A 23,845-nucleotide genomic window follows, 5' to 3' on the forward strand; every position below is an offset into this window, starting at 1 on the left:
GCGCCCAAAACCCCGTTATCTGCGACGGAATCGCGCTGTACCGATGACCTTGACCAGTTGCTGCCGCACAGGTTCGGGTTGCGCCTCGATTGCGTTCAGAGCCTCGCGCAGTTCAGCCCGCAGCCCATGCAACTGGTCGATCAGAGAGATCATCATCGACAGTGCATCGGTCTCCATGTCGTACTGTTCGTGCAACTCACAGGCCAGTTCCAGACGGGCAACGTCGATATTGTGATAAACCAGCCCTTGATCCGATTGTTCCGGAATGACGATTTCCGCCGCCAGGTATTCGGTCAGGCGGTCCGAGGTCAGGCGGGAAACCGTTTCGATCAGTTCCTTTTCGGTCAGGGTCATGACTGCATTCCTTTCCGCGGATCATAGCGATGCTTTTCACGCCAGGTTTCCATGAGCTGCTTCAGTTCGTCATCAATCTTGTCCGGTGTCGTTATAGTCAGCTCAATCAACTGGTCCCCACGGCCGGACGAGCCGCGCTTCTTTACTCCCTTACCGCGCAACCGGAGCGTTTTGCCGCTGCTGGTGCCCGCTGGGACGTTGACATTCACACCGCCGTCTATCGTGGGGGCCGGGACTTTTCCGCCCAGAATGGCCTCGTCGATTGTGATGGGCAGCGTGATATGGATGTCGTCGCCCTGACGTTCAAAAACCGGGTGCTTGGCGACCGAAACAGTCACCAGAGCGTCACCTGGAGGACCTTCGCCGTATCCCGGGGCCCCTTTGCCACGCAGCCGGATGGTCTGCCCGTCGGTGATACCAGCGGGGATTTTGACCTCGATCCGATCTCCATCCGGCAAAGTCAATTTCTGACTGGCGCCGAAAACGGAGTCCAGAAAGCTGATTTGCAGGGTGTAGTTCAGATTGTGACCCGGAGCGTGAAACTCGTGGCTGCGCTGACCGCCAAAACCGCCGCGACCGCGCATGAACTCCGCGAAGATATCTGACATGTCGTCGGGATCCGCCTGACGCCCCCGATAGGGGTTTCCAGCGGCCTCGGCATACTCTCGGTAATATTGCTGTTGCGGGCGCTCCTGACCCGAAGCGTCAATTTCTCCGTTGTCAAAACGCGCACGTGTTTCAGGGTCTTTCAATAGATCATAGGCTGCGGCAGCGGCCTTGAACTTGGCCTCAGCCGCGTCATCGCCCGGTTTCAGATCCGGATGGCAATCCTTGGCGATGCGCCGGTAGGCTTTTTTGATCTCGGCTGCGCTGGCGTCCTTCGAGACACCAAGAACGGTGTAGGGGTCGTCGCTCATATCACTCTCTCAGATCAGGGACAGGTTTGATCAGGATGAAGGTGTTCTACCATGCGATTTCAACGGGTAAAACGAAAGAGGCGATTGAATTGTTTCGTAAAATCCCGCAGACTTGATAATATCTGCATGTTTATACTTATTGATTGACGGAGATCGCCGCATGACGCGCAGAATAAAATCCGCCCTGGCTCTGCTGGCCGGAAATGCCATTGGGTTGTTGCTTGCCTCTCTGATATTGTCTGGATTTGCGATCAAGCCGATCTCGTTCATCGTAGTGGTGATTGTCTTCACCGTTGTGCAGGTTGTGGCCGAACCCCTGATCCTGAAACTGGGCGAAAAGAAAGCACCTGCCCTGAAGGGCGGGATCGCCTTGATCGTGACCTTCGTGGGTCTTTTCGTGACCGACCTGGTCGCCGCCGGGCTGACCGTGGGTGGGGTTTCGAACCTGCTGGCTGCGACGCTGCTGGTCTGGTTGGGGGCGTTGATCGCCAGCGTGGTGTTGCCGATCTACGTATTCAAAGAGCTGCGTGAACCCAAAAAGTAATCATACAGCGTTCAGGCTGGTTTCGATAGCGTGCCATAGTTCGTCGACTGGTTCGCATCCGACGGACAGGCGGATGAAGGCCGGATCAACGTCGTCGCCCCAGCGCGCGCGACGCTCGGCCGAGCTGTGGACGCCTCCGAATGACGTAGCCGGGCGCAGAAGCGGGCAGCTGTTGATGAAGGCTTCGGCTTTGTCTTCGCTGTCCAGCGTCAGGGATAACAGAAATCCGAACCGCGTGGCCTGCTCTTGCGCCAGTTTGTGCGATGGGTCACCGGCCAGCCCGGGATAGCGAACCTGTTTCACTGCGGGATGTTCCGCCAATCGTTCGGCCAGTTTCTGTGCGGAGTTGCACATCCGGTCAAACCGAACGTCCAGTGTTTCGAGCCCGCGATGCAGCAGCCATGCCTCATGTGGTCCGGGGATCGAGCCGGACACTTTTCGCCATTCCTCGACCCTCTCCATGATGTCTCTGTTGCGGCCGGCCACATGGCCCATCAGCATGTCGGAATGCCCGCCCATTGCCTTGGTATCGGACGAGACAACCACATCGATGCCCAGATCCAGAGGGCGCTGACCAAGCGGCGTCATCGTCGTGTTGTCGGCAATGGTTACGCCCCCGGCAGCACGTACCTGATCGGCGACCGCTGTCAGATCGATCATGTCCAGCCCCGGATTCGAGGGGCTTTCTACAAAGACCACATCGAACCGGTCAAAACCGCCGTCGGTAAAAGCGGTGGTGGGGCGTTCCTCAACGATCACACCCAGTCGCGACAGGAAACGATCGGCCAAAAGGCGCGTCACGTAATAGCCATCGGAGGGGATCAGCAGGCGTGACCCGGCTTGCACCGTGGCGAACAACGCCGCAGAAATCGCTGCCATGCCTGATGGAAAGCTGAGGCACGGTGCGTCTTCCAAATGCGACAGAACATGTTCCAGATGCACCCAGGTCGGGTTGTCGACGCGGCCGTAACTTACCTGTCCATCCGGGGCACCCGGCAGGTGGTACATGCTGCTTTGTATCAGCGGCAGCGCCACAGGTTCGCCCTTGCTCAGAGCATTTCCGCGCAGATGCAGCATCTCTCCGGTCTTGGGGGCCATGGTTCAGCGCCCCGGAATTTCGTCGCGGGGCGGGGCGGGTTCCCAGTTTTCGATGATCTCGACCGCTTCCTGCGCCGTGTCCACAAAGCGGAACAGGTCAAGATCCTCGTCCGAGATGGTGCCGGCATCGGCCAGTGCTTCCCAGTTTATTACCCTCTCCCAGAAATCACGTCCGAACAGCAGGAAAGGCACGCGCTCCATCCGGCCGGTCTGAATTAGAGTGAGAGATTCGAACAACTCATCCATTGTCCCGAAGCCGCCGGGGAAGATTGTGATCGCACGGGCCCGCATCAGGAAATGCATCTTGCGGATGGCGAAATAGTGAAAGTTGAAACTGAGATCTGGCGTCACATAGAGGTTCGGGGCCTGCTCGTGCGGCAGAACGATATTCAAACCGATGGAGCAGCCGCCCGCTTCCTGTGCGCCTCGGTTGCCGGCCTCCATCACACCGGGACCGCCGCCCGTGACGATCACGTTTTCGCGGCAGCCGGTATCGTTCGATTTCACGGTCATCAGCCGCGCGAACTCGCGCGCCTCATCATAATAGGTCGAAAGACCAGCCAGCGTTTCCGTTCGTGCGGTGTGTTTCTGCGATGGCTCAGGGATGCGCGCGCCGCCGAACATCACGATGGTCGAGGTGATCTCGCGTTCGCTCATGATCATCTCGGGTTTCAGCAATTCCAGTTGCAGACGCACCGGGCGCAGTTCGTCCCGGCACAGGAATTCGTCATCGGCAAAGGCAAGGCGATAGGCAGACGATCGCGTTTGCGGCGTGTCCGGCACTTCGCTCGCTGTCGAGCGATCTGTCTGCGCATCGCGAAACGGATTGTGGCGGTCTTCTCTCATGGGTGATCGATCCCTGCTTGCGTGTTTTCCAAACAGCTATAGGGTTCGCGGGCAGAGTGCCAGTCACGGAAAGACAAGAATGAATTGGAAGAACGAAATATCAGCGGCGCAGGATCGTATCGACGGACATACGCAAGTGACGCCGGTGATCGAGAGCCGAGTTCCGGGCTATCCCATTGAACTGAAGCTGGAGAACATGCAGCACACGGGCAGTTTCAAGGCGAGAGGTGCGTTCAATACGTTGCTGAGCCTCGAAGTACCCGATGCAGGTGTCGTGGCTGCATCCGGCGGCAATCATGGTGCAGCGGCGGCCTTTGCGGCGCAGGCGCTTGGTTATCCGGCCAAGATTTTCGTGCCCGAACTGGCCGGCCCCTCCAAGATTGCATTGATCCGTCAAACCGGCGCGGATCTGAGCGTTGTGTCCGGCGAATACGCCAATGCGCTGACACAGGCCCAAGCGCATGAAGCTGAAACCGGAGCGATGCAGATACACGCCTATGATGCGCCGGCTACTGTGGCGGGGCAGGGGACCTGCTTTGCGGAATGGGATGCGCAGGGCCTGCAGGCAGACACGGTTCTGGTCGCCGTGGGCGGCGGCGGACTGATCGCCGGGGCATTGGCGTGGTTCGACGGTGCGCGCAAGGTCGTGGCGGTCGAACCCGAGACCTCTTGCGCATTGAATGCGGCGTTGCAGGCCGGTGAACCGGTAGATGTCTCGGTATCCGGCATCGCGGCCAACGCCCTGGGCGCGCGCCGGATCGGGCAGATCTGTTTTGACCTGGCGCAGGGGATGACATCGGTCCTGGTGTCGGATGATGCCATCGCGGCAGCTCAGAAGATGTTGTGGCAGACGCATCGCATTCTGGTGGAACCGGCGGGCGCCACGGCGTTGGCAGCCTTGACCTCGGGCGTGTACCGACCTGAACCGGGCGAACGCGTGGCCGTTCTGGTGTGCGGCGCGAATATTGCGCCAGACCCGCTTGCAGGGTGAATTACCGGGTTGTGGATGGGCGTTGTGGATTTTATCTATAATTCATGACGGCCACGATTTCGGACACGATTTACCAAAACCTCAGCCAGCAGATCATCACCGGAGAGCTGAGCGCCGGGGAAAAGCTGCGGCAGGATCATATTGCCCGCGCCTTCGACACCAGCCATGTTCCGGTGCGTGAAGCCTTGTTGCGGCTTGAGGCGCATGGATTGGCCCGGCATGAGCCGCGCCGGGGGATGCGGGTCACAGCGCTGGACCCGGCAGAGGTCCGCGAGGTCATCGAAATGCGCGTGGCGTTGGAAACACTGGCGTTGCAGCAATCGGTGCAAAACATGTCTCCTGTAGCGTTGGAAAAGATCGACCAAGCGCGCGCCGCCTGTGATGAAGCGCAGACGATGCCCCAATGGGAGGCTTTGAACAGAGCGTTCCATCGCTCCATTCTGACACCTTGCGGGTTGCCCCGGCTTTTGCATGCAATTGACGACCTGCATATCGCAAGCGCACGCCATTTGTTTGCGCACTGGCGGTCGAAATGGGCGCAGCAGACAGACAAGGATCACGCGGCACTTGTTCAGGCACTCAAGAGGAAGGACCTGGGTACGGCAAAAGGCATTCTGACCCGACATATACGCCGCGCCAGCTGATTGCGGGCCTTTCAGACGCAAAACGGCCCGTGTTCGTCGCATTGCGCCATGGGCCCGGCTTGCGTATAGGCCAAACCAACATGAACAGATTCTGTAGGGAGACGCCCCATGTCCAACGCGCAACTGGAAGCCGCCATCGAAGCCGCCTGGGAGGCGCGCGACACGATCTCACCCGCCACTGCAGGTGAACAACGCGAAGCGATCGAAGATACGCTGAACGCGCTGGATAGCGGGTCGCTGCGTGTTGCTGAAAAGCAGGAAAACGGTGACTGGCACGTGAACCAGTGGGCGAAGAAAGCGGTTCTGCTGGGCTTTCGTATCAAGGACATGGAAATCCAGACTGGTGGTCCGCAGAATGGCGGCTGGTGGGACAAGGTGGACAGCAAGTTCGCCGGTTGGGGTGAAAACCAATGGCGCTCGGCCGGGTTCCGCGCGGTTCCCAACTGCGTTGTCCGCAAGTCGGCGTATATCGCGCCGGGCGTGGTGCTGATGCCGTCCTTCGTCAACCTTGGCGCCTATGTGGATGAAGGCACCATGGTCGATACCTGGGCGACCGTCGGCTCATGCGCTCAGATCGGCAAAAACGTCCACCTGTCGGGCGGTGTAGGCATCGGCGGCGTGCTGGAGCCGATGCAGGCCGGCCCGACCATCATCGAGGACAACTGCTTTATTGGCGCGCGCTCCGAGGTGGTCGAGGGCTGCATCGTCCGCGAAGGCTCGGTTCTGGGGATGGGCGTGTTCATAGGTAAATCCACCAAAATCGTGGATCGGGAAACCGGCGAAGTGACATATGGCGAAGTCCCGCCCTATTCTGTGGTTGTCGCGGGCTCGATGCCATCAAAGAACAACATCAGCCTGTATTGCGCCGTGATCGTGAAGCGGGTGGATGAAAAGACCCGGTCGAAAACCGGCATCAACGAATTGCTGCGGGACTGATCTTTCCGGTTGTACAGAAAGGCAGGAGCAAACCCGCTCCGGCCTTTCGATTTTCTTGGGGTGTCGTTCAAGGTGAGGCCAAACCCTGCCCCCAACCTGTCCTGAGCATGATGTTCAGCTCAGAGGATCACCCTTTGGGGGGTCAGCGGTTTTCACCCTGCATAGCGTCAACTTCTGAGTTTTCTGCATTCGTTTCCGCGCCTTCGCTGTCGCCGCCGCCTTCGCTGTCGCCGCCGCTTTCGCTGTCGCCGCCGCCTTCGCTGTCGCCGCCGCCTTCGCTGTCGCCGCCGCTTTCGCTGTCGCCGCCGCCTTCGCTGTCGCCGCCGCTTTCGCTGTCGCCGCCGCCTTCGCTGTCGCCGCCGCCTTCGCTGTCGCCGCCGCCTTCGCTGTCGCCGCCGCCTTCGCTGTCGCCGCCGCTTTCGCTGTCGCCGCCGCCTTCGCTGTCGCCGCCGCTTTCGCTGTCGCCGCCGCCTTCGTTGTCGCCGCCGCTTTCGTTATCACCACCACTTTCGTTATCACCACCGCCGTCTTGGGCGTAAACCGCACCTGCCGTCACAAAAGACAGCACAGCGACAGCAGGTACTCCGGAAAGCGCAATCACACTTGCAGTTGTCATCATTAATCTGGACAGAACACTCATTCTAATTCTCCTGTTTCAAAATGACTTACGCAGTGGCACCAGCGTAGAGATGGCTTCCCCCCACTGTTATGAAAGGCCAGAAACGCGTCGAACCCAGCAGGAAATGGCCAAAAATAAGGCCAAACTGCGGCGAAAATGTGCCCGATTCAACTCTGGGAATTGAACTGAAACGCTGCTCAATTATTGAGCGAAATCGGGGAATGGAGTTCACTGAGTCGCTTTTTTGCAAGCGCTCTGTGCTTTGCGGCAGGGTCGTGGTTCGCTGAAGACCCCAAACTCATTGCCGGGATCAATGGAAGCAGTTGACCCTTCAAAACACCGCGCGTAATGCATGGCCCATGGAAAAGCAAAAGAAGCCCTCGCGTCAGCAAGTCTATACCCTTCTGGTCCAGATCGGCCGCAAGGATGGCGACGGGCTGCCGGACGGTGCGACCGGGGCGGCACTGATCTGCTACGCCAGTGGCGTGGATGAAGCCGAGGCTGTGCGCGAGACAGTGGCTATTCTAAAACAGGCCGACACCGCACCTTTGGATGTCACTGGCTATGGGACCCTGGCCGAACGTGAGGCGCAGGGGCATGACATAGAACCGGACGAACGTGCCCTGATGCAGCGCGCGCTGGATGAAAACGCCGTGATCGTCGCGCAGATGACACCGTTTTTTGGAGACGAGGCGCAGGCCTAGTTCCGCATGCCGAACCACTTGCGATAGATTTCGTCATAAGTTCTGTCTTCACGCAACGAAAGCAGGGCCTGGTTGACATCTTCGACCAGAGGCGACCCGGTCGGGAAAGCGATACCGTAGTTCTCGCGCAGGAAGACGCCTCCTGTCATCGATGCAATCCGCCGGCCTTCATGGGCCGCATAGTAGGACAGGATCGGTGCATCGAATACCACAGCGTCAAGTTGCTTGGCCTCGAACGCGTCCAGCATCTGTTCCAACCCGGGATAGCCGGTGAATTCGATCTCACGTCGGTTCAGAAAGTTTGCTGCAGTTGAGTTTGAGATTGTCCCGACACTCTTGCCATACAGGTCGTTCACGGAATTCACGCTGCCGGTGATCGCTTCTACGGTCATGACCGACGTGATGCGGGCCGTGAAAACTGACACAATGAACAGTGACGAAACAACCAGAACGACACCCAGAAGACGGCCGAAGGGCGTGCGCGGCATCCTCTCTTCGAAACCGCCATTCACGACAAGGTTCAGCGCCCACCAGAACGACGGAAACCAGGCTTCGTTCAGCTTGCGGTCGAAATAGGGTTGGGCGCGGCGCTCAAAGCTCCACATCAGCATGCCACCGCCCAGCAGGATGGCGAATGCCAGGCCAATAGCGATGAACAGCTCTGTGGAGAAAAGCGCATGCAGAAGCGACGGCTGCCGCTTGGCTTCCGATGGCACCATGATCTGCAGACCCGCCTCAAAGATCGGTTGGGTGAAGTCCATTTGCGTTTCCCGCAGAGCAGTGATCGAGATATTGGCAACTGCAAGATCCGCAGATCCATCCCGCACCGCGTCCAGCATTTCCGAGAATGAATCGACCCGATTGACAGTGTAATCCCAGTTCAGCGACTCGGCCAACGCAGCAAGCAGATCCATCGAAAAGCCGGTTTCCGCACCGTTTTCGACATAGGAAAACGGGGGGCGGGTCACCGTTGTGACCGTGAGGGATTGTGCCATGCTCTGCTGTGCTAGGACGGCGAAAGTCAGGCAGATCAGTGCGAAGAATGCGCGCTTCATATTCATTCACCTGTTTCGCGGCCCAGTAACGCGATTGTACAGTGGGCCGCAAGATGGTCATGGGGTAAATCGCTATGAATTATTAGGGTGTCGCTTTGATATCTTCTCAGTTGGTTGAAAGGTTTTTTTGTGGATTGGGGTTGGAAAACCGGCCAATTCGTTGAATCTGTGCGTGAACCCGCGAAAGACACTGTTCCAGAGGCCATTGCATGACCGATCCCGTTCAATTGACTGCCGATCTGATCCGTTGCCCATCGGTCACACCTGCTGAAGGTGGCGCGCTGCTGTTGCTCGAGGCGGTGCTGGCGGATGCCGGGTTTGAATGCACGCGTGTCGACCGCGGTGGCGTCAGCAACCTGTTCGCCCGGTGGGGCCGGAAAGGCCATGCTCGCAGCTTCGGGTTCAACGGTCACACGGATGTTGTTCCGGTCGGCGATGAGGCCGCTTGGACGATGCCGCCTTTTGGGGCCGAAATGCGGGATGGTGTGATGTATGGGCGCGGCGCAACGGATATGAAATCCGGTGTTGCGGCTTTTGCCGCTGCGGCAATCGATTTCGTACGTGACACACCGCCGGACGGCGCCATTATCCTGACCATAACCGGCGACGAGGAAGGCGATGCGCTGGATGGCACGTCCGCCTTGCTCGATTACATGAACGGCGCGGATGAACGTATGTCAGTCTGCCTGGTGGGCGAGCCCACCTGCCCGAACAAGATGGGTGAAATGATGAAGATCGGCCGTCGCGGATCGATGACTGCGTGGTTTACGATCACAGGTGTTCAGGGCCATTCGGCTTATCCACATCGTGCCAAAAATCCTTTGCCAGCCATGGCACGGCTGATGGATCGGTTGGCGGGTCACGAACTGGATCAGGGCACGGATCACTTCGATGCTTCGACATTGGCAGTGGTGACAATCGACACCGGGAATGCGGCAACCAACGTAATCCCGGCGCAGTGCAAGGGAACAGTGAATATTCGATTCAATGATCTGCATTCCGGGGCCAGCCTGAGTGATTGGCTGAAACTGGAGGCAGATCAGGTGGCCGCTCAGTTCGGCGTTGAAATAGATGCCAAAATCAAGATTTCAGGCGAGAGCTTTCTGACCCCGCCGGGGCCATTGTCGGATCTGGTGGCCAAGGCGGTGAAGGCAGAAACAGGCGCAACGCCCGAGCTTTCGACGACCGGTGGTACGTCGGATGCGCGTTTCATCAAGAACCACTGCCCGGTTGTTGAGTTCGGTCTGGTCGGGCGTACGATGCATCAGGTCGACGAGTGTGTCGAGGTGGCCCAGATCGAACAGCTCAAGTCGATTTATACCCGTATCCTGACCGACTATTTCGCCTGACCCATGCAGCGCACATTGGTGATCATGGTAAAGGAACCTCGTCCGGGCCGCGTCAAAACGCGGCTTGGACGAGAAATTGGCATGGTCGCAGCCGCGTGGTGGTTTCGGCACCAGACCCGGTCCTTGATCCGGCGGCTGCGCGATCCCAGCTGGCACATCGTGCTGGCCGTCTCGCCCGATCAGGAAGGTCTGAAAAGTCGCGTCTGGCCAGCTGACCTGCCGCGCGCGGCGCAGGGGCGTGGGGATCTGGGGGATCGTATGGCGCGGATGCTGCGCGGGATGCCCAAAGGTCCGGTTTGCCTGATCGGCGCGGATATACCAGGGATTTCGCGCCCCCATATTGCCCGTGCTTTCGATGCATTGGGGCATTCTCAAATGGTGTTTGGGCCAGCCCCAGATGGTGGCTATTGGCTGGTCGGAGCGCAACGGTATACAGGCTTGCCAGCGGGTCTGTTTCGCAATGTACGCTGGTCGTCGGAACACGCATTGGCTGACACGCTTGCTTCGATCCCAGACTGCCGTGTGTCTTTGCTTGATCAGTTGTGCGATGTCGATACGGTTGCCGATCTTAAGCCCTAAGGTTTTTTGGTCATGACGTGGTCGCAAACGCATGCTAGGCCGGACGTATGACTCGAATTCCTACCAAGCAAGAGGTCCTTGACTGGATCTCGGCGAACCCCACCCTGACCTCGAAACGCGATATCGCCAAGGCTTTTGGCATCAAGGGCGCGGATCGGATTGATCTTAAACGCATCCTCAAGGAGCTTGAGGCCGAAGGGCATCTTGAAAAACGCAAGCGCAGCTATCGCGACCCGGATCGTCTGCCGCCGGTCAGTGTGTTGCAGGTAAAAGCTCCGAATAAGGATGGAGACCTGTTTGCGCGGCCGCTGGAATGGCATGGCGAGGGGGTCGAGCCCGTCGTTTTGATCATTGCCCGCGCCAGTGACCCGGCGCTGGGCGAGGGTGACCGCATTCTGGCCCGTCTAACGGCCGTGCATGAGGAAGACCACAATTACGAAGCACGCCTGATCCGTCGTATCGGGACGAACCCTCGTAAAATTGTGGGTATCTTCCGGAAAGGAGCTGAAGGCGGGCGGATTGTTCCGATCGACAAGGCGGGCCAAACCGAATGGCTGGTCGCGGACGGAGCCGTTCTTGGGGCCAGGGACGGAGAACTGGTCGAGGCCGAACAAGCCGGACCGAAGAACCGCATGGGGCTGCCACGCGCGCGCATCATTGAACGGTTGGGTGATCCGACTGCGCCCAAGGCCGTTTCGTTGATCGCGATCCATCAGCATGCTATCCCGGATGAATTTCCCGACAAGGTGATTGCAGAGGCCGATCAGGCCAAACCCGTCGGCCTGAAAGGGCGCGAGGATCTGCGGGATATGCCGTTGCTGACCATCGATCCATCGGACGCGCGCGATCATGACGACGCCTGCTATGCCCATGCTGATGACGACCCGAAAAACCCGGGCGGCCATGTGATCTGGGTCGCGATTGCCGATGTCGCCGCCTATGTGCGCCCGGGCAGCGCGCTGGACCGCGAGGCGCGCAAGCGCGGCAATTCCAGCTATTTCCCCGACCGTGTGGTGCCGATGCTGCCGGACCGCCTGTCGGGTGATCTGTGTTCGCTGCACGAAGGCGTGCCGCGCGCCTGCATCGCGGTGCGGATGCAGATCGACGCCGATGGCAACAAGATCAGTCACCGGTTTGTGCGCGGTCTGATGCGCTCGGCCGCCTCGTTGAACTATACAGAAGTGCAGGAGGCCTTTGACGGTAATCCGAACGACCGCACAGGGCCGTTGCTCGAGACGGTTCTGAACCCGCTATACGCTGCGTATGCCGCGTTGAAAAAAGCCCGTGCTGTTCGGCAGCCGCTGGAGTTGGACCTGCCGGAACGCAAGATCGTTCTGAACGACAAGGGCGAGGTCGAAAGCGTGGCTTTCCGTGACCGGCTTGATGCGCACCGGCTGATCGAAGAGTTTATGATCCTGGCCAACGTGGCCGCCGCGGAAACCCTGATCGCCAAGCGCAGCCCGCTTTTGTTCCGGGTGCACGAGGAACCCGCGCCCGAAAAACTGGAAAGTCTGCGTGAAACGGCACAGGCCGCTGGGCTGAATCTGGCCAAGGGGCAGGTGCTCCAGACCCGTCACCTGAACGCGCTGCTGAATGCCGCCGCCGGGACCGAGGATGCCGAGCTGATCAACCTCAGCACCTTGCGGTCGATGGCGCAGGCCTATTACAGCCCGGAAAACTTCGGTCATTTCGGGTTGGCGCTGCGCAATTACGCGCATTTCACCTCGCCCATCCGGCGCTATGCCGATCTGATCGTGCATCGCTCGCTGATCTCGGCTCATGGCTGGGGCAAGGACGGGCTGACCGAGGACGAAATTGCCCGGCTCGAAGAGACGGCCGCGCACATCTCGGATACCGAACGCCGCTCGATGATGGCTGAACGCGACACGACCGACCGCTATCTGGCCGCGTATCTCAGCGAGCGTGTGGGCAACGAGTTCACCGGGCGGATCAGTGGTATTGCCCGGTTCGGGGCCTTTGTGAAAATGGACGAAACGGGCGCGGATGGTTTGGTGCCCGTGCGGTCTTTGGGGCGTGAATTCTTCCATTTTGATCGGGAGGCCGGAACGCTGATGGGTTCGGACACTGGACTGATCATCGCCATCGGCCAGCGGGTCACGGTGCGGCTGACCGAGGCGACGCCTGTGACCGGCGGGTTGGAACTGGAACTGCTGTCCATCGACGATCAGGCCCTGCCGCGCGGGCGCGGGCCTGCCAAGCGGTCGACGCGACGCAAGGCAGCCAGCACCAAGCGCAAGAAGGACAAGATCAAGCGCAAGGTAGAACGCAAGCGCCGTCAAAGATGATAGGTCAGCGCCCGGGCAATCAGCCAGCCATGGCGGGTTTTATCGATCTGGCCTGGGCCATCGAACAGAATGGCCCGGTTCCCGTCGATCCGGTCCTCTCCCGGGAAAGCTGAGGTGAAATCACCGATCAATCGGCTTTGGCAGTGTACGAACAGCGCGAAACCTGCAGATTTGTGAGCCCCCAGCCGGATCGTTGATCCTTTGGGGGCAAGGTAGGCGGGCTGGCCCCAGCGCAACTCCTCACGCAATGGATTGGCAGCGGGCAGAGAGTTTGCCGTTTCAAAGATCAGATCGCGAAGCGCCAGAGCCCCGACGCGTGCTTGCGGGGGCAGGGCTTCAAAGGCCGAGGCGACTGAGGGGTCATCAAACGGTTTCATGCAATCGGTATCGCCTGTTCCATCCGGTCCACGTAACTGTTCAACAGGTTATCCTGTTTGATCCTGCGGGTCAGTGGGGTATCTGCAGGCGTTGCACGCATAGCGGCGAGCATCGGGCCGACGCTCATGTCTGCTGATGTCGGTTGATCCGCCAGCAGGAAGCGGGATTGCCACAGATAGGTCGAGATCGACTCGAGATCGCGTTCGACCCGGTCCATGCGCTCGGACAACGAGAACCGTCCGATCCCTTGTGACGAGATCCCTTTCAGAACGGATTTTCGGATCGCATTGGACGCCGGCTTTCGGATCATGGCTGGAATTCCAGTGAAAAAGGTTTCGCGAAGGATTGGCCAGACCTCATCATTGCCCCAGCGGTCCAGAACGATGTGGAAATACAAATGCTCTTCGGCCATGCGCACCAGCGCGCGGGATTGTGCTTTTTCCACATCCGAAAGCCCCTGATCGAACTCCGCCCCCTTCTGTTCCAGCCAATGGCGGATCAGATCGCTGTCCGGTATCAACCGCTCTGGCGTTCGCAGCACTGGTAGTTTTTGATGCGGCATCTTGCGCGGGTCAAGCATGTCCGAACGCTGCCAGACCTGACCGGAGTGTTGAAGCATCAAGGCTGTCTTGACGCAGAACGGGCTGGCGCTGAACAGCCCGAAGGCAGAAGGATAGGTGAGAAGGGTCAGCATCGCATGGCTCCGTATTTTTCGACGTGCCAGATGAATAAACCGACCTAATGACAGTTTCTGTCACTAGGGGTAGGCTAGGGTTCATCATGTCCCGCACCGCCCGATTGTTCCAACTGATGCAAGCCCTGCGTTCTGGCCCATCTCCCAGAACGTCTGAACAGTTGGCACAGGATCTGGGTGTTTCTGCCAGAACAATTCACAGGGATATTGACGCGCTGCGTGGTCTGGGGGCCGTTATCGACGGTGAAGCGGGGTTTGGGTTCACTCTGATCGAAGATGCCACATTGCCGCCATTGGGTTTCACTGATGACGAGCTTGAGGCCCTTGTTCTCGGCCTTCGCGAAGTACAGGTGATTGGTGATCCTGCCTTGTCAGATGCAGCCAGCGCCGCCCTACGGAAATTGCAGGGGCGATTGCCACAGCGTCAGTCCCATCGTCTGAGCCACGCGGTTCTGGCGGCAACGCGCTTCAATCGCCCGCCCGCGCCGACAATCGACGTGGCCGTTTTGCGGCAGGCGACGTGGGACGAACGCGCGGTCGAGTTCTCGTACACGGACGCAAAAGGCGATGCCACACAAAGACGGATCAACCCGCTGAGCATCGTCTACATGGATCGATCAAATGTTTTGCTCGGCTGGTGCCACCTAAGACAGGATTTTCGCGTCTTCCGGTTGGATCGCATGCAGGACATGTCTGTGACAGATCAAAGCTTTAGACCGAACCGCGTGCCCATGCTGCGTGAGGTTTTGGCGCAAATCCGCGCAGAGCGCGACGCACAGGAGCGCGAAGTGGACGTCTGAGACTTTGTGATTCACCGATTTTGCGCTACCCTGAGGTTGAGCAGTAATCAGGAAAAATCGGAATGCATAAATGCGTAGGCGGCGTTATGACCGTCGCATTGTGGGCATCCATAGTGCAGGCGGAAACATCAGAAAACACGAAATGGCCAGACAGTGCAGTGACCGGCGAAACGATCCAGCTGGCCTCGGCGGATGTGACGGTTTCGATCCGTCCGGTCCCGCGCCCGGCCGTTGAGGCTTTGCGGGTGTCCGCGGCAGTGAGCGCACGGTTTCAGGCCTGGCTCGGTGCGTTTCAGAAACGCGCGCAACAGCAGGGCATAACGGAAAAAACGTTGAACAGGGTGTTCTCGGACATGACCTTTGACGAGGATATCCTGAAACGAGACCGCAATCAGGCGGAATTCTCGAAACCGATCTGGGAGTATCTGGATTCCGCAGTCTCGGACTCGCGCGTTTCCAATGGTCGTGTCGCCATGCAGCAACATCGGCAGGTGTTGAAGCAAATCGAGGCTGAATATGGCGTTGAAAAGGAAGTGGTCACGGCAATCTGGGGGCTGGAAACATCTTTCGGCTCTTATCGTGGCAGCAACCGGACGCTGAGTTCCCTGGCGACACTGGCCTTTGATGCGCGGCGGGCGCAGTTCTTTGAAACTCAGTTGATCGCCGCCCTGAGGATCGTGCAGGCAGGGGATGTCACTGCCGGAAATATGCTGGGCAGCTGGGCAGGCGCGATGGGGCACACGCAATTCATGCCGACCTCATATCTAGATCACGCGGTTGATTTTGATGGCGATGGTCGGCGTGACATCTGGTCGGACGACCCAACGGATGCTCTGGCCTCGGCCGCGTCCTATCTGGCGCAGCACGGATGGAAAAAGGGGCAGCCCTGGGGCGTTGAGGTGCGCTTGCCTGCCGATTTCGATTACGCGGTAGCCCGTCGTGACTATACCCTGCTGCCGTCTGCATGGGCCGCTCGGGGTGTAGTGGCCGGGAACGGCCAAGCCGTGCCGGATCATGGGAAGGCGGCGATTCTGCTTCCGGCAGGGGGGCAGGGCGTAGCGCTGATGATTTTTGACAATTTCAGCGTGATCGAGGCCTATAACGGTGCCGATGCCTATGTGATCGGTATCGGACATCTGTCCGACCGGCTTGCGGGTCGTGAACCGTTTCAGTCCGACTGGCCCCGAGGTGAGCGGGCGCTGAGCTTCACCGAGAAAAAAGAGTTGCAAACCCGGCTGACCCAGGCCGGGTTTGATACGAAGGGTATCGATGGGCGCACTGGGCCGAACACCATCAATGCGGTCCGCGCTTACCAACTGGCGCGGGGCTTGATGCCGGACGGCTATCCAACTGCGGAACTTTTGCAGCGACTTCGGTAGAAAAATGAGGCGATCCAAACGGGTCGCCCCCTTGAAAAAGCCCGTTCTGATTTCAGGATGCGGCTTTCATCAGTCCCTGAGCGATGATCTCTGCCTGTGCTTCGTCCAGCGACTTGTGAATGCGCACGAACATTTCGTCGATATCCGCCGGGGTCAGGATCAGCGGCGGCGAGATGATCATACGGTCGCCCACATGGCGCATGATCAGATTGTTGGCAAAGCAGCGGTCTCGGCAGATATAGCCGACCGTGCCGGGCTCGGACGCGAACTTGGCGCGGCTGGCTTTGTCGGGGGTCAATGCGATGGACGCCATCATGCCAACGATCTTCGCCTCGCCCACCAGCGGGTGATCGGCCAGGGCTTCCCATTTCTCTTTCAGATAGGGGGCAGCAACATCGCGCACATGCTCGACGATCTTCTCTTCTTCGAGGATACGTAGGTTTTCCAAAGCCACAGCAGCCGCGACCGGATGGCCGGAATAGGTGTAACCGTGATTGAATTCGGTGCCGCCAATGACTTCGGCAATCTCGTCATTCACGATGGACCCGCCGATCGGTGCATAGCCCGAGCTGAGCCCCTTGGCGATGGTCATGATATGCGGTTTGATGCCCACGGTTTCGGATCCGAACCAGTTGCCGGTACGGCCGAACCCACAGATCACTTCGTCGGCAATCAGCAGGATATCGTATTTATCGCAGATACGCTGAATTTCCGGCCAGTATGTGTCCGGCGCCACGATTACACCGCCCGCGCCCTGAACCGGCTCGGCGATAAAGGCCGCAACACGGTCTTCACCCAGTTCCTGAATGGCTTTTTCCAGCTCGCGCGCGCGGGCCAGTCCGAACTCTTCGGGCGACATGTCGCCGCCTTCGGCCCACCAGTTCGGTTGGTTGATGTGGTGAATGTTCGGGATCGGAATGCCGCCCTGCGCGTGCATGCCTGCCATACCGCCCAGCGAAGCCGACCCGACGGAAGACCCGTGATACGCGTTTTTCCTGCTGATGATGATATTCTTGTCCGGCTGCCCCTTCTCGGCCCAATAGGTGCGTACAAGGCGGATGTTGGTATCGTTGGCCTCGGACCCGCCGGCTGCGAAGAAGACATGGTTCAGATCACCCGGTGCCAGCTCGGCGATCTTGGCGGCCAGTGCGATTGCGGGCACGTGGGTCGTCTTGAAGAAGGTGTTGTAGTAGGGCAGTTCTCGCATCTGACGCGCGGCGACATCGGCCAGCTCATCACGGCCGTAGCCGATATTGACGCACCAAAGACCTGCCATAGCGTCCAGAATTTCCTCGCCTTCGCTGTCGGTCAGGTAAACTCCGCTGGCGCGTGTAATCACGCGTGCCCCTTCCTGTCCCAGCGCGCCATTGGCCGAGAAAGGATGGATGTGATGCGCCGCATCCAGCGCCTGCAATTCGGCGGTCGGCATATGGTTGGTTATGGTGGACATCGGAGAATCTCCTACAAGAACGCAGTTGCGGTTCACAATATGATCAAATTCACTGCTGTCAATCGAATCGGGTTGAGTTAGGTGGAAGTTAGGGCGTCCGCCATCAATTCCATGCCTTGCTCAATGTCCTGTGTCGTTGCTTTTGCGGCTTTTTCGGCGTCTCCGTTGCGCAAAGCGGCAATGATATCCTTGTGTCGATCCGGCAGGCTTTGAGTCCCGAATCGGCCACATACGACACGCAGCGACGGACCGAACCGCAACCAAAGCCTTTCGGCCAGATCGCTAAGAATCGGTGCGTTTGCGTGTGAATACAAGGTTTCGTGGAACGCCTGGTTCAGGCGCAGATATCCACCCACGTCTCCGTCGGCTATCATTCGGTCCAGATGCATGTCGAGACGCTCCAGATGATCAATATCTTCGGTTTGCAGATTCGACGTCGCGCGCCTTGAAAGCTCTGATTCTATTGCGGTTCTCGCAAATATCATTTCCTGGATGTCACCTGGTGAAAGCAGCGGAACACTCACGCGCCGATTGCCTTGAAACACCAATGCTCCATCCGAGATCAACCGGCGGATGGCTTCGCGTACCGGGGTCATGCCAACGCCAAGCGAATCAGTCAGGCCCTGGATCGTGACAGGCTGACCAGGAACCAATTCCCCGAACAGGATCTGTGATCTGAGTTTTTGGTAAACCTGCTCATGCGCGGGCTGTTTCCCATTGTCGATTGTCGACGCAGATGCCTTATTTTTGATCAAATCCAATTGGTTCTTCCTATTTCGACTAACCCTGACTTGTCAGGTGACAGACCTCGTGAAACCATACGCTGGATCGAGGAAAAACGCAAAACTTGATCAAATCTAAAAAAACGGGAAAATAGCCGTACACTTGCAGGGAGAAGAATATGACAATCAAAACGCTGACCATGACAGCGGTCATCGCATTGGGGACTTCGGCGGCATTCGCCGAAGAGGTGCGTGTATATAACTGGTCCGACTACATCGACGAAGAATTGCTGAGCAAATTCGAAGAAGAAACCGGTCTGACTCTGATCTACGATGTGTTCGACAGCAACGAGGTTCTGGAAACCAAGATGCTGGCCGGTGGTTCGGGATACGACGTGGTGGTGCCATCGGGCACATTCCTGCAGCGCCAGATTCAGGCGGGCGCGTTTCAGGAACTGGATATGGCCATGTTGCCGAATGCTGGAAATCTGTGGAACGTGATCCAGGAACGCACCGCAGGGTATGATCCGAACAATGCCTACTCGATCAACTACATGTGGGGAACGACGGGCATCGGTGTGAACGTCGACAAAGTCAAAGAAGTCTTGGGTGACGACGTGGCCCTGAACAGCATGGATTTGGTTCTGAAACCGGAGAACATGGAAAAGCTGGCCTCGTGTGGCGTTCATTTCCTTGATGCTCCAGCCGAAATGATACCGATGGCCTTGCAGTACATCGGTGAAGACCCCGACAGCCACGACCCGGAAGTGATCAAGAAGGTCGAAGACGTTCTGACAAGCGTTCGTCCCTACATCCAGAAGTTTCACAGCTCGGAATATATCAACGCGCTGGCAAATGGTGATATTTGTGTAGCTGTGGGTTGGTCCGGAGATATTCTGCAGGCGCGGGATCGCGCGGCCGAAGCCGACAACGGTGTGAACATCGAATATCATCCGTTCGCAGAAGGCTCGTTGATGTGGTTCGACCAGATGGCAATTCCTGCCGACGCGCCGAATCCAGATGGTGCGCACAAGTTCCTGAGTTTCATTCTGGATGCCAACAACATGGCCGCTGCGTCCAACTATGTGTACTACGCCAACGGCAACAAGGCGTCTCAGGAGTTTCTTGAGGAAGACGTGATCGGTGATCCGGCAATATATCCGGATGAAGCTACGATGCAAAACCTGTACATTACGACTCCGTACCCCGCGAAAACACAGCGGGTCGTGACCCGTCTTTGGACCAAGATCAAGTCAGGCACCTGATCCGGTTTATAAGCGCGGGGCGGTAACCAGACCGCCCCGCCGCACTATTGTCCAAACTGACCATGCGGGGGCTGCTTTGAATTCTGATTTCTTTGCGCCGTGGGAAGACCCACAGGCGAAACCTCTGATCCAGTTCCAGAACGTGACCAAGCGCTTTGGTGAGTTCACCGCGATCGACAACCTGTCGCTGGATATCTTCGAAAAAGAATTCTTTGCTTTGCTCGGCCCTTCAGGGTGCGGCAAAACAACGATGATGCGGATGCTGGCCGGGTTCGAGACCCCGACCGAAGGCCATATCCTGCTGGGCGGGCAGGATATCGACCCCATCCCGCCAAACAAGCGGGCCGTGAACATGATGTTCCAGTCCTATGCCCTGTTCCCGCATCTCAGTGTCTGGGAAAACATCGCCTTTGGTCTGCGACGGGACAACATGCCCAAGCACGATCTGGAAGACCGGGTGGAAGAAATGCTGCGCCTGACCCGGCTGGAACAGTTTGCCCGTCGCAAACCCCATCAGATCTCGGGTGGTCAGAGGCAGCGCGTGGCACTGGCGCGCTCATTGGCCAAAGCGCCCAAGCTTCTGCTGCTGGATGAACCGTTGGGTGCGCTGGACAAAAAACTACGACAAGATACCCAGTTCGAGCTGATGGATATTCAGGAGAAGACGGGCACCACCTTCGTCATCGTCACCCACGATCAGGAAGAGGCTATGACAGTCGCCAGCCGTGTCGCGGTGATGGATCAGGGCCAGTTAAAGCAAGTGGCCACACCGGATCGCATCTATGAAAACCCTGAATCTGTTTATGTCGCTGATTTCATAGGAGATGTGAACATCATCGAAGGCCGCGCCACTCCATCCGGAGAGGACGCCTACCAGATCGTTTGGGCCGAAGGTCAGGCACCTTTGACGGCATCATCGCCTGCTGGTTTCTCAGACGGTCAGTCCTGCCATCTGGCGATCCGCCCCGAGAAAGTGACGATCTCTGCCGAACGGCCCGTTGATGCGGTCAACGCTGTTCAGGGCAAGGTTCACGACATTGCCTATCTGGGTAATCTGTCCACCTATCACGTTGAATTGGCAAACGGCACGATCATCAAGGCACAGACGGCCAACACCCGTCGCATCTCGCGTCGTTCGTTCACCTGGGAAGACCCAGTCTGGCTGTCCTGGACAGCCACGGCTGCGGTTCTGCTGGCCAACTGATGCGCCGTGCCATTCTGATCGCCATTCCTTACGTCTGGCTGTTGGCGCTGTTTCTGGTGCCGTTCTTCATCGTTCTGAAGATTTCGCTGTCGGACATCGCCCTGGCCATCCCGCCTTATACGCCAACTTTGGACCTGTCCGCTGGCTGGACGGGGATCACAGATTTCTTCGGGCAACTGGACTTCGAGAACTATGTCTGGCTGACGGAAGACGACCTGTATTGGAAAGCCTACCTGTCCAGCGTGAAGATCGCTTTGATTTCGACCTTCCTGACCCTGTTGGTGGGTTACCCAATGGCTTACGGTATGGCCCGGGCACCTCAGGAATGGCGACCGACACTGATGATGCTGGTTATCCTGCCCTTCTGGACCTCATTCCTGATCCGGGTTTACGCGTGGATGGGTATTCTGTCGAACGAAGGGTATCTCAACCAGATTTTGCTGTGGACCGGTATAATCTCGACCCCGTTGACGATCCTGAACACTTCGACCGCCGTCTATATTGGCATCGTTTACACTTATCTGCCCTTCATGATCCTGCCGATCTATTCGGCGTTGGAGCGTATGGACGGATCGCTGATCGAGGCGGCGGAGGATCTGGGATGTTCTCGTTTTCAGGCCTTCTGGCTGGTGACCATTCCACTGTCCAAGCCTGGCATCATCGCGGGGTGTTTCCTTGTGATGATCCCCGTGATTGGTGAATTCGTGATCCCATCACTTCTGGGCGGTTCGGGTACGCTGATGATCGGCAAGGTTCTGTGGGAAGAGTTCTTTTCGAACCGTGACTGGCCGGTTGCAAGTGCGGTGGCCATCGTACTGCTGCTGATTCTCGTCATTCCTATCGTGCTGTTTCAGCGCAACCAGCAGAAACAGGCGGAGGCAGAGGGATGAACAGATTAAGTTGGTTCAACACGGTTTCGCTGACGCTGGGATTTGCTTTTCTTTACATCCCGATGATCATCCTGATCATCTTCAGCTTCAACGAAAGCAAGCTGGTCACGGTCTGGGCCGGGTTTTCGACGAAGTGGTACGGAGAGCTTCTTCAGAACGAGGCGTTTCTGGATGCCGCCTGGGTCACGATCCGGGTCGCGGTCTTTTCGTCGACGCTGGCTACGATTCTGGGAACGGCCGCCGCTTACGTGATGGTCCGCAGTGGGCGCTTTTTTGGCCGGACACTGTTTTCCGGCATGATCTATGCGCCGCTGGTGATGCCTGAAGTGATCACCGGCCTGTCGTTGCTACTGCTGTTTATCGGCATCGGCCTGGATCGGGGTATTCTGACCATCGTTCTGGCACACACGACTTTCTCGATGTGTTTCGTTTCGGTTGTCGTATCCTCGCGCCTCATAACTTTTGATCGCTCGCTGGAAGAGGCTGCGCTGGACCTTGGATGCTCGCCCGCGCAAGCCTTCCGTCTTGTCACCCTGCCGATCATCGCACCTGCGGTAATCTCGGGCTGGTTGCTGGCCTTCACCTTGTCACTTGATGATCTGGTGATTGCATCGTTCACTTCGGGGCCGTCGGCAACGACATTGCCGATCAAGATATTCTCGGCCGTGCGCCTTGGCGTCAGCCCGGAAATCAACGCGCTGTCGACGATCATGATCGCTGTGGTGACAGTCGGGGTAATCACGGCTTCGCTTGTGACCAAACGCGCGATGGTGCGGCAGCAGCAGGACGAAATGGCCGCAGCGCGCACCGAATGAAGCGGATATTTCCAGACTACGCCTATGGCAGCGAACCTCGCGACGGCTGCTGGTGGGACGAAACTGTTGCCAGCCCGGATTGGCCAAAGGTTCAAGGCGGCATGCATGTGGATGTGGCCATCATCGGTGGCGGATTTACAGGCGTTTCTGCTGCCCTGCATTTGGCTAAGAACGCTTCGGTTGCGGTGTTCGAAGCTGGCGCGCCGGGGTGGGGTGCTTCGGGCCGCAATGGTGGGTTTTGCTGTCTTGGGGGTTCAAAACTTGGCCACGAATCCATGGAGCGTCGATTTGGCCGCGACGCCGCTCGGGACTATGCGAAAGCGGAACAGGCAGCGGTTCAACTGGTCGCTGATCTGTTGGCGCAGCATCAAATCGATGCGGATACCCACTCCAACGGGGAAACCCAAATGGCGCATTCCAAAAGGGCAATGGACGTGTTGCGCCGGAATGCCGACGAGACGGGAACCCTGCACGAAGCCGGAGACCTGCCTGCGAAGGGCATGGGTGGCGCGTTTCATGGTGCCTACACTTCGCCGATCGGTTTCGGATTGAATCCCCGCAAATATCTGTTCGGGATTGCCCGAGCCGCCGAAGCAATGGGCGCATATCTGTTCCAGAAATCCCCGGTTCTGAACGTTGAAAAAACGGCGTCCGGCTTTGTGTTGCAAACGCAGAGCGGGCCAGTCAAAGCGCAGGCGGTGTTGGTGTGTACCAACGGATATTCCAGCGAGGATATCCCGGCCTGGATGTCCGGACGATACATGCCTGCACAGTCGACCGTTATGGTAACGCGTCCCCTTGGTCGAGCCGAGCAAGTGGCACAAGGGTGGACTACGGATCAGATGTGCTATGATACGCGCAATCTGTTGCACTATTTTCGCCTGATGCCTGACGGGCGCTTTCTGTTTGGGATGAGAGGCGGCTTGCGGTCATCGGCCGTGGCTGAAGCGGCCATTCGGCAAAAGGTCCAGCAGGATTTCAAACATATGTTTCCTGCTTGGTCGACGGTCGAGGTCACTCATATCTGGTCCGGTTTGGTGTGCCTGTCACGGGCCCTGACACCTTTCGTCGGCCCCGTTCCGGAACAACCAGGGATGTTTGCCGGGTTTGCATATCACGGCAATGGCGTCGCCATGGGCACGTACTGTGGTCGAGCATTGGCGCGCTTGGTTCTGGGGCAGGACGCTGGGCCGCCAGCCGTGATGACGCAAAAACCAGGTCAGTTTCCATTGGGTCGCTGGCGCCGTGTGCTCATGCCGCCAGCCTACGCCATGCTGGCGCTGGCCGACCTGCGATGAGGCGGGGC

Annotated in this window: 25 protein-coding genes; 15 read left to right on the forward strand and 10 right to left on the reverse strand. The window is 58.2% G+C overall.

What is annotated here, in order from left to right:
* Positions 1-15: 15 nt before the first annotated feature.
* Together D1823_RS16560 and D1823_RS16565 are read right to left on the reverse strand one after the other, a co-directional pair.
* Entirely contained in the window at positions 16-354 is a 339-nt protein-coding gene (locus D1823_RS16560; RefSeq protein ID WP_117871922.1) for a hypothetical protein, read from the reverse strand.
* A complete protein-coding gene (locus D1823_RS16565) occupies positions 351-1,271 on the reverse strand; it encodes a DnaJ C-terminal domain-containing protein (protein WP_117871924.1) in 921 nt (306 codons plus the stop codon). Before D1823_RS16565 ends, D1823_RS16560 begins: the two co-directional genes overlap by 4 nt.
* A 160-nt stretch (positions 1,272-1,431) precedes the next feature.
* On the opposite strand from D1823_RS16565, the gene D1823_RS16570 reads away from it, so the two are divergent.
* Positions 1,432-1,815 carry a hypothetical protein gene (locus D1823_RS16570; RefSeq protein WP_117871931.1) on the forward strand — a complete coding sequence of 128 codons (384 nt, stop codon included), beginning with the start codon at positions 1,432-1,434 and terminating at the stop codon, positions 1,813-1,815.
* Here the strand turns inward: D1823_RS16570 and D1823_RS16575 are convergent, their stop codons facing one another.
* Entirely contained in the window at positions 1,816-2,913 is a 1,098-nt protein-coding gene (locus tag D1823_RS16575) for a cystathionine gamma-lyase (protein WP_117871933.1), read from the reverse strand.
* 3 nt (positions 2,914-2,916) lie between these two features.
* Entirely contained in the window at positions 2,917-3,759 is an 843-nt protein-coding gene (locus tag D1823_RS16580; RefSeq protein WP_117871935.1) for an LOG family protein, read from the reverse strand.
* A 79-nt stretch (positions 3,760-3,838) separates the two neighbouring features.
* Between D1823_RS16580 and D1823_RS16585 the strand changes: the two genes are divergently transcribed.
* The 3 genes from D1823_RS16585 (at position 3,839) to dapD (ending at position 6,330) form a co-directional block, all read left to right on the forward strand.
* Entirely contained in the window at positions 3,839-4,750 is a 912-nt protein-coding gene (locus D1823_RS16585) for a threonine/serine dehydratase (protein ID WP_117871937.1), read from the forward strand.
* A 44-nt stretch (positions 4,751-4,794) separates the two neighbouring features.
* Complete coding sequence (locus D1823_RS16590) at positions 4,795-5,394, forward strand: GntR family transcriptional regulator (protein ID WP_117871939.1); 600 nt, start codon at positions 4,795-4,797, stop codon at positions 5,392-5,394.
* Positions 5,395-5,502: 108 nt separating this feature from the next.
* The gene (dapD, locus tag D1823_RS16595; protein ID WP_117871941.1) at positions 5,503-6,330 is read left to right on the forward strand and encodes a 2,3,4,5-tetrahydropyridine-2,6-dicarboxylate N-succinyltransferase; all 828 of its coding nucleotides are present in this window, start codon (positions 5,503-5,505) and stop codon (positions 6,328-6,330) included.
* Between the two features lie 142 nt (positions 6,331-6,472).
* On the opposite strand, the gene D1823_RS16600 is transcribed toward dapD, so the two are convergent.
* Positions 6,473-6,970, reverse strand: coding sequence for a hypothetical protein (locus D1823_RS16600; RefSeq protein WP_162896867.1), 498 nt, complete (start codon positions 6,968-6,970; stop codon positions 6,473-6,475).
* A 338-nt stretch (positions 6,971-7,308) separates the two neighbouring features.
* On the opposite strand from D1823_RS16600, the gene D1823_RS16605 reads away from it, so the two are divergent.
* Positions 7,309-7,653: a hypothetical protein gene (locus D1823_RS16605; protein ID WP_117871945.1), complete on the forward strand. Its 345-nt coding sequence runs from the start codon at positions 7,309-7,311 to the stop codon at positions 7,651-7,653.
* On the opposite strand, the gene D1823_RS16610 is transcribed toward D1823_RS16605, so the two are convergent.
* A complete protein-coding gene (locus tag D1823_RS16610; RefSeq protein ID WP_117872948.1) occupies positions 7,650-8,708 on the reverse strand; it encodes a transporter substrate-binding domain-containing protein in 1,059 nt (352 codons plus the stop codon). The genes D1823_RS16605 and D1823_RS16610 overlap by 4 nt on opposite strands.
* Positions 8,709-8,917: 209 nt before the next feature.
* Here D1823_RS16610 and dapE point away from each other — a divergent pair, with 209 nt between their 5' ends.
* The 3 genes from dapE to rnr are packed head-to-tail and all read left to right on the forward strand — an operon-like array spanning position 8,918 to position 12,942.
* The gene (gene dapE, locus D1823_RS16615) at positions 8,918-10,057 is read left to right on the forward strand and encodes a succinyl-diaminopimelate desuccinylase (RefSeq protein ID WP_117871947.1); all 1,140 of its coding nucleotides are present in this window, start codon (positions 8,918-8,920) and stop codon (positions 10,055-10,057) included.
* A 3-nt stretch (positions 10,058-10,060) separates the two neighbouring features.
* Positions 10,061-10,636, forward strand: a complete 576-nt coding sequence (locus D1823_RS16620; protein ID WP_117871949.1) for a TIGR04282 family arsenosugar biosynthesis glycosyltransferase — start codon at positions 10,061-10,063, stop codon at positions 10,634-10,636.
* Positions 10,637-10,683: 47 nt separating this feature from the next.
* Complete coding sequence (rnr, locus tag D1823_RS16625; protein ID WP_117871951.1) at positions 10,684-12,942, forward strand: ribonuclease R; 2,259 nt, start codon at positions 10,684-10,686, stop codon at positions 12,940-12,942.
* Here the strand turns inward: rnr and D1823_RS16630 are convergent.
* Together D1823_RS16630 and D1823_RS16635 are read right to left on the reverse strand one after the other, a co-directional pair.
* Positions 12,933-13,319 (reverse strand): DUF1801 domain-containing protein, encoded by a 387-nt coding sequence (locus D1823_RS16630; protein WP_117871953.1) that lies wholly within the window; start codon positions 13,317-13,319, stop codon positions 12,933-12,935. The two genes, rnr and D1823_RS16630, sit on opposite strands and share 10 nt — an antisense overlap.
* Positions 13,316-14,014, reverse strand: a complete 699-nt coding sequence (locus D1823_RS16635; RefSeq protein WP_117871955.1) for a glutathione S-transferase family protein — start codon at positions 14,012-14,014, stop codon at positions 13,316-13,318. The genes D1823_RS16630 and D1823_RS16635 overlap by 4 nt, the downstream gene beginning before the upstream one ends.
* Positions 14,015-14,100: 86 nt before the next feature.
* Here D1823_RS16635 and D1823_RS16640 point away from each other — a divergent pair, with 86 nt between their 5' ends.
* Positions 14,101-14,814 (forward strand): YafY family protein, encoded by a 714-nt coding sequence (locus D1823_RS16640; RefSeq protein ID WP_117871958.1) that lies wholly within the window; start codon positions 14,101-14,103, stop codon positions 14,812-14,814.
* Positions 14,815-14,876: 62 nt separating this feature from the next.
* The gene (locus D1823_RS16645) at positions 14,877-16,193 is read left to right on the forward strand and encodes a lytic murein transglycosylase (protein WP_117871961.1); all 1,317 of its coding nucleotides are present in this window, start codon (positions 14,877-14,879) and stop codon (positions 16,191-16,193) included.
* Positions 16,194-16,245: 52 nt separating this feature from the next.
* Here D1823_RS16645 and D1823_RS16650 read toward each other — a convergent pair whose 3' ends face one another.
* A complete protein-coding gene (locus tag D1823_RS16650; RefSeq protein WP_117871963.1) occupies positions 16,246-17,643 on the reverse strand; it encodes an aspartate aminotransferase family protein in 1,398 nt (465 codons plus the stop codon).
* A 77-nt stretch (positions 17,644-17,720) separates the two neighbouring features.
* A complete protein-coding gene (locus tag D1823_RS16655) occupies positions 17,721-18,404 on the reverse strand; it encodes a GntR family transcriptional regulator (protein WP_117871965.1) in 684 nt (227 codons plus the stop codon).
* Positions 18,405-18,544: 140 nt separating this feature from the next.
* On the opposite strand from D1823_RS16655, the gene D1823_RS16660 reads away from it, so the two are divergent.
* The 5 genes from D1823_RS16660 (at position 18,545) to D1823_RS16680 (ending at position 23,837) form a co-directional block, all read left to right on the forward strand.
* Positions 18,545-19,630, forward strand: a complete 1,086-nt coding sequence (locus D1823_RS16660; RefSeq protein ID WP_117871967.1) for a polyamine ABC transporter substrate-binding protein — start codon at positions 18,545-18,547, stop codon at positions 19,628-19,630.
* 76 nt (positions 19,631-19,706) lie between these two features.
* Complete coding sequence (locus tag D1823_RS16665) at positions 19,707-20,834, forward strand: ABC transporter ATP-binding protein (RefSeq protein ID WP_117871969.1); 1,128 nt, start codon at positions 19,707-19,709, stop codon at positions 20,832-20,834.
* On the forward strand, positions 20,834-21,724 hold the full coding sequence (locus tag D1823_RS16670) for an ABC transporter permease subunit (RefSeq protein ID WP_117871971.1): 891 nt from the start codon (positions 20,834-20,836) through the stop codon (positions 21,722-21,724). The genes D1823_RS16665 and D1823_RS16670 overlap by 1 nt, the downstream gene beginning before the upstream one ends.
* The gene (locus D1823_RS16675) at positions 21,721-22,539 is read left to right on the forward strand and encodes an ABC transporter permease (protein ID WP_117871973.1); all 819 of its coding nucleotides are present in this window, start codon (positions 21,721-21,723) and stop codon (positions 22,537-22,539) included. Before D1823_RS16670 ends, D1823_RS16675 begins: the two co-directional genes overlap by 4 nt.
* Positions 22,536-23,837 (forward strand): FAD-binding oxidoreductase, encoded by a 1,302-nt coding sequence (locus tag D1823_RS16680; protein ID WP_117871975.1) that lies wholly within the window; start codon positions 22,536-22,538, stop codon positions 23,835-23,837. The genes D1823_RS16675 and D1823_RS16680 overlap by 4 nt, the downstream gene beginning before the upstream one ends.
* Positions 23,838-23,845: the final 8 nt, after the last annotated feature.

This window comes from Ruegeria sp. AD91A (assembly GCF_003443535.1).
GTDB lineage: Bacteria > Pseudomonadota > Alphaproteobacteria > Rhodobacterales > Rhodobacteraceae > Ruegeria.

Excerpts from the sequence above, each read along its gene's own strand:
- D1823_RS16560 (WP_117871922.1), bottom strand. The coding sequence starts at position 354 with ATGACCCTGACCGAAAAGGAACTGATCGAAACGGTTTCCCGCCTGACC.
- D1823_RS16565 (WP_117871924.1), bottom strand. The coding sequence starts at position 1,271 with ATGAGCGACGACCCCTACACCGTTCTTGGTGTCTCGAAGGACGCCAGC.
- D1823_RS16570 (WP_117871931.1), top strand. The coding sequence starts at position 1,432 with ATGACGCGCAGAATAAAATCCGCCCTGGCTCTGCTGGCCGGAAATGCC.
- D1823_RS16575 (WP_117871933.1), bottom strand. The coding sequence starts at position 2,913 with ATGGCCCCCAAGACCGGAGAGATGCTGCATCTGCGCGGAAATGCTCTG.
- D1823_RS16580 (WP_117871935.1), bottom strand. The coding sequence starts at position 3,759 with ATGAGAGAAGACCGCCACAATCCGTTTCGCGATGCGCAGACAGATCGC.
- D1823_RS16585 (WP_117871937.1), top strand. The coding sequence starts at position 3,839 with ATGAATTGGAAGAACGAAATATCAGCGGCGCAGGATCGTATCGACGGA.
- D1823_RS16590 (WP_117871939.1), top strand. The coding sequence starts at position 4,795 with ATGACGGCCACGATTTCGGACACGATTTACCAAAACCTCAGCCAGCAG.
- dapD (WP_117871941.1), top strand. The coding sequence starts at position 5,503 with ATGTCCAACGCGCAACTGGAAGCCGCCATCGAAGCCGCCTGGGAGGCG.
- D1823_RS16600 (WP_162896867.1), bottom strand. The coding sequence starts at position 6,970 with ATGAGTGTTCTGTCCAGATTAATGATGACAACTGCAAGTGTGATTGCG.
- D1823_RS16605 (WP_117871945.1), top strand. The coding sequence starts at position 7,309 with ATGGAAAAGCAAAAGAAGCCCTCGCGTCAGCAAGTCTATACCCTTCTG.
- D1823_RS16610 (WP_117872948.1), bottom strand. The coding sequence starts at position 8,708 with ATGAAGCGCGCATTCTTCGCACTGATCTGCCTGACTTTCGCCGTCCTA.
- dapE (WP_117871947.1), top strand. The coding sequence starts at position 8,918 with ATGACCGATCCCGTTCAATTGACTGCCGATCTGATCCGTTGCCCATCG.
- D1823_RS16620 (WP_117871949.1), top strand. The coding sequence starts at position 10,061 with ATGCAGCGCACATTGGTGATCATGGTAAAGGAACCTCGTCCGGGCCGC.
- rnr (WP_117871951.1), top strand. The coding sequence starts at position 10,684 with ATGACTCGAATTCCTACCAAGCAAGAGGTCCTTGACTGGATCTCGGCG.
- D1823_RS16630 (WP_117871953.1), bottom strand. The coding sequence starts at position 13,319 with ATGAAACCGTTTGATGACCCCTCAGTCGCCTCGGCCTTTGAAGCCCTG.
- D1823_RS16635 (WP_117871955.1), bottom strand. The coding sequence starts at position 14,014 with ATGCTGACCCTTCTCACCTATCCTTCTGCCTTCGGGCTGTTCAGCGCC.
- D1823_RS16640 (WP_117871958.1), top strand. The coding sequence starts at position 14,101 with ATGTCCCGCACCGCCCGATTGTTCCAACTGATGCAAGCCCTGCGTTCT.
- D1823_RS16645 (WP_117871961.1), top strand. The coding sequence starts at position 14,877 with ATGCATAAATGCGTAGGCGGCGTTATGACCGTCGCATTGTGGGCATCC.
- D1823_RS16650 (WP_117871963.1), bottom strand. The coding sequence starts at position 17,643 with ATGTCCACCATAACCAACCATATGCCGACCGCCGAATTGCAGGCGCTG.
- D1823_RS16660 (WP_117871967.1), top strand. The coding sequence starts at position 18,545 with ATGACAATCAAAACGCTGACCATGACAGCGGTCATCGCATTGGGGACT.
- D1823_RS16670 (WP_117871971.1), top strand. The coding sequence starts at position 20,834 with ATGCGCCGTGCCATTCTGATCGCCATTCCTTACGTCTGGCTGTTGGCG.
- D1823_RS16675 (WP_117871973.1), top strand. The coding sequence starts at position 21,721 with ATGAACAGATTAAGTTGGTTCAACACGGTTTCGCTGACGCTGGGATTT.
- D1823_RS16680 (WP_117871975.1), top strand. The coding sequence starts at position 22,536 with ATGAAGCGGATATTTCCAGACTACGCCTATGGCAGCGAACCTCGCGAC.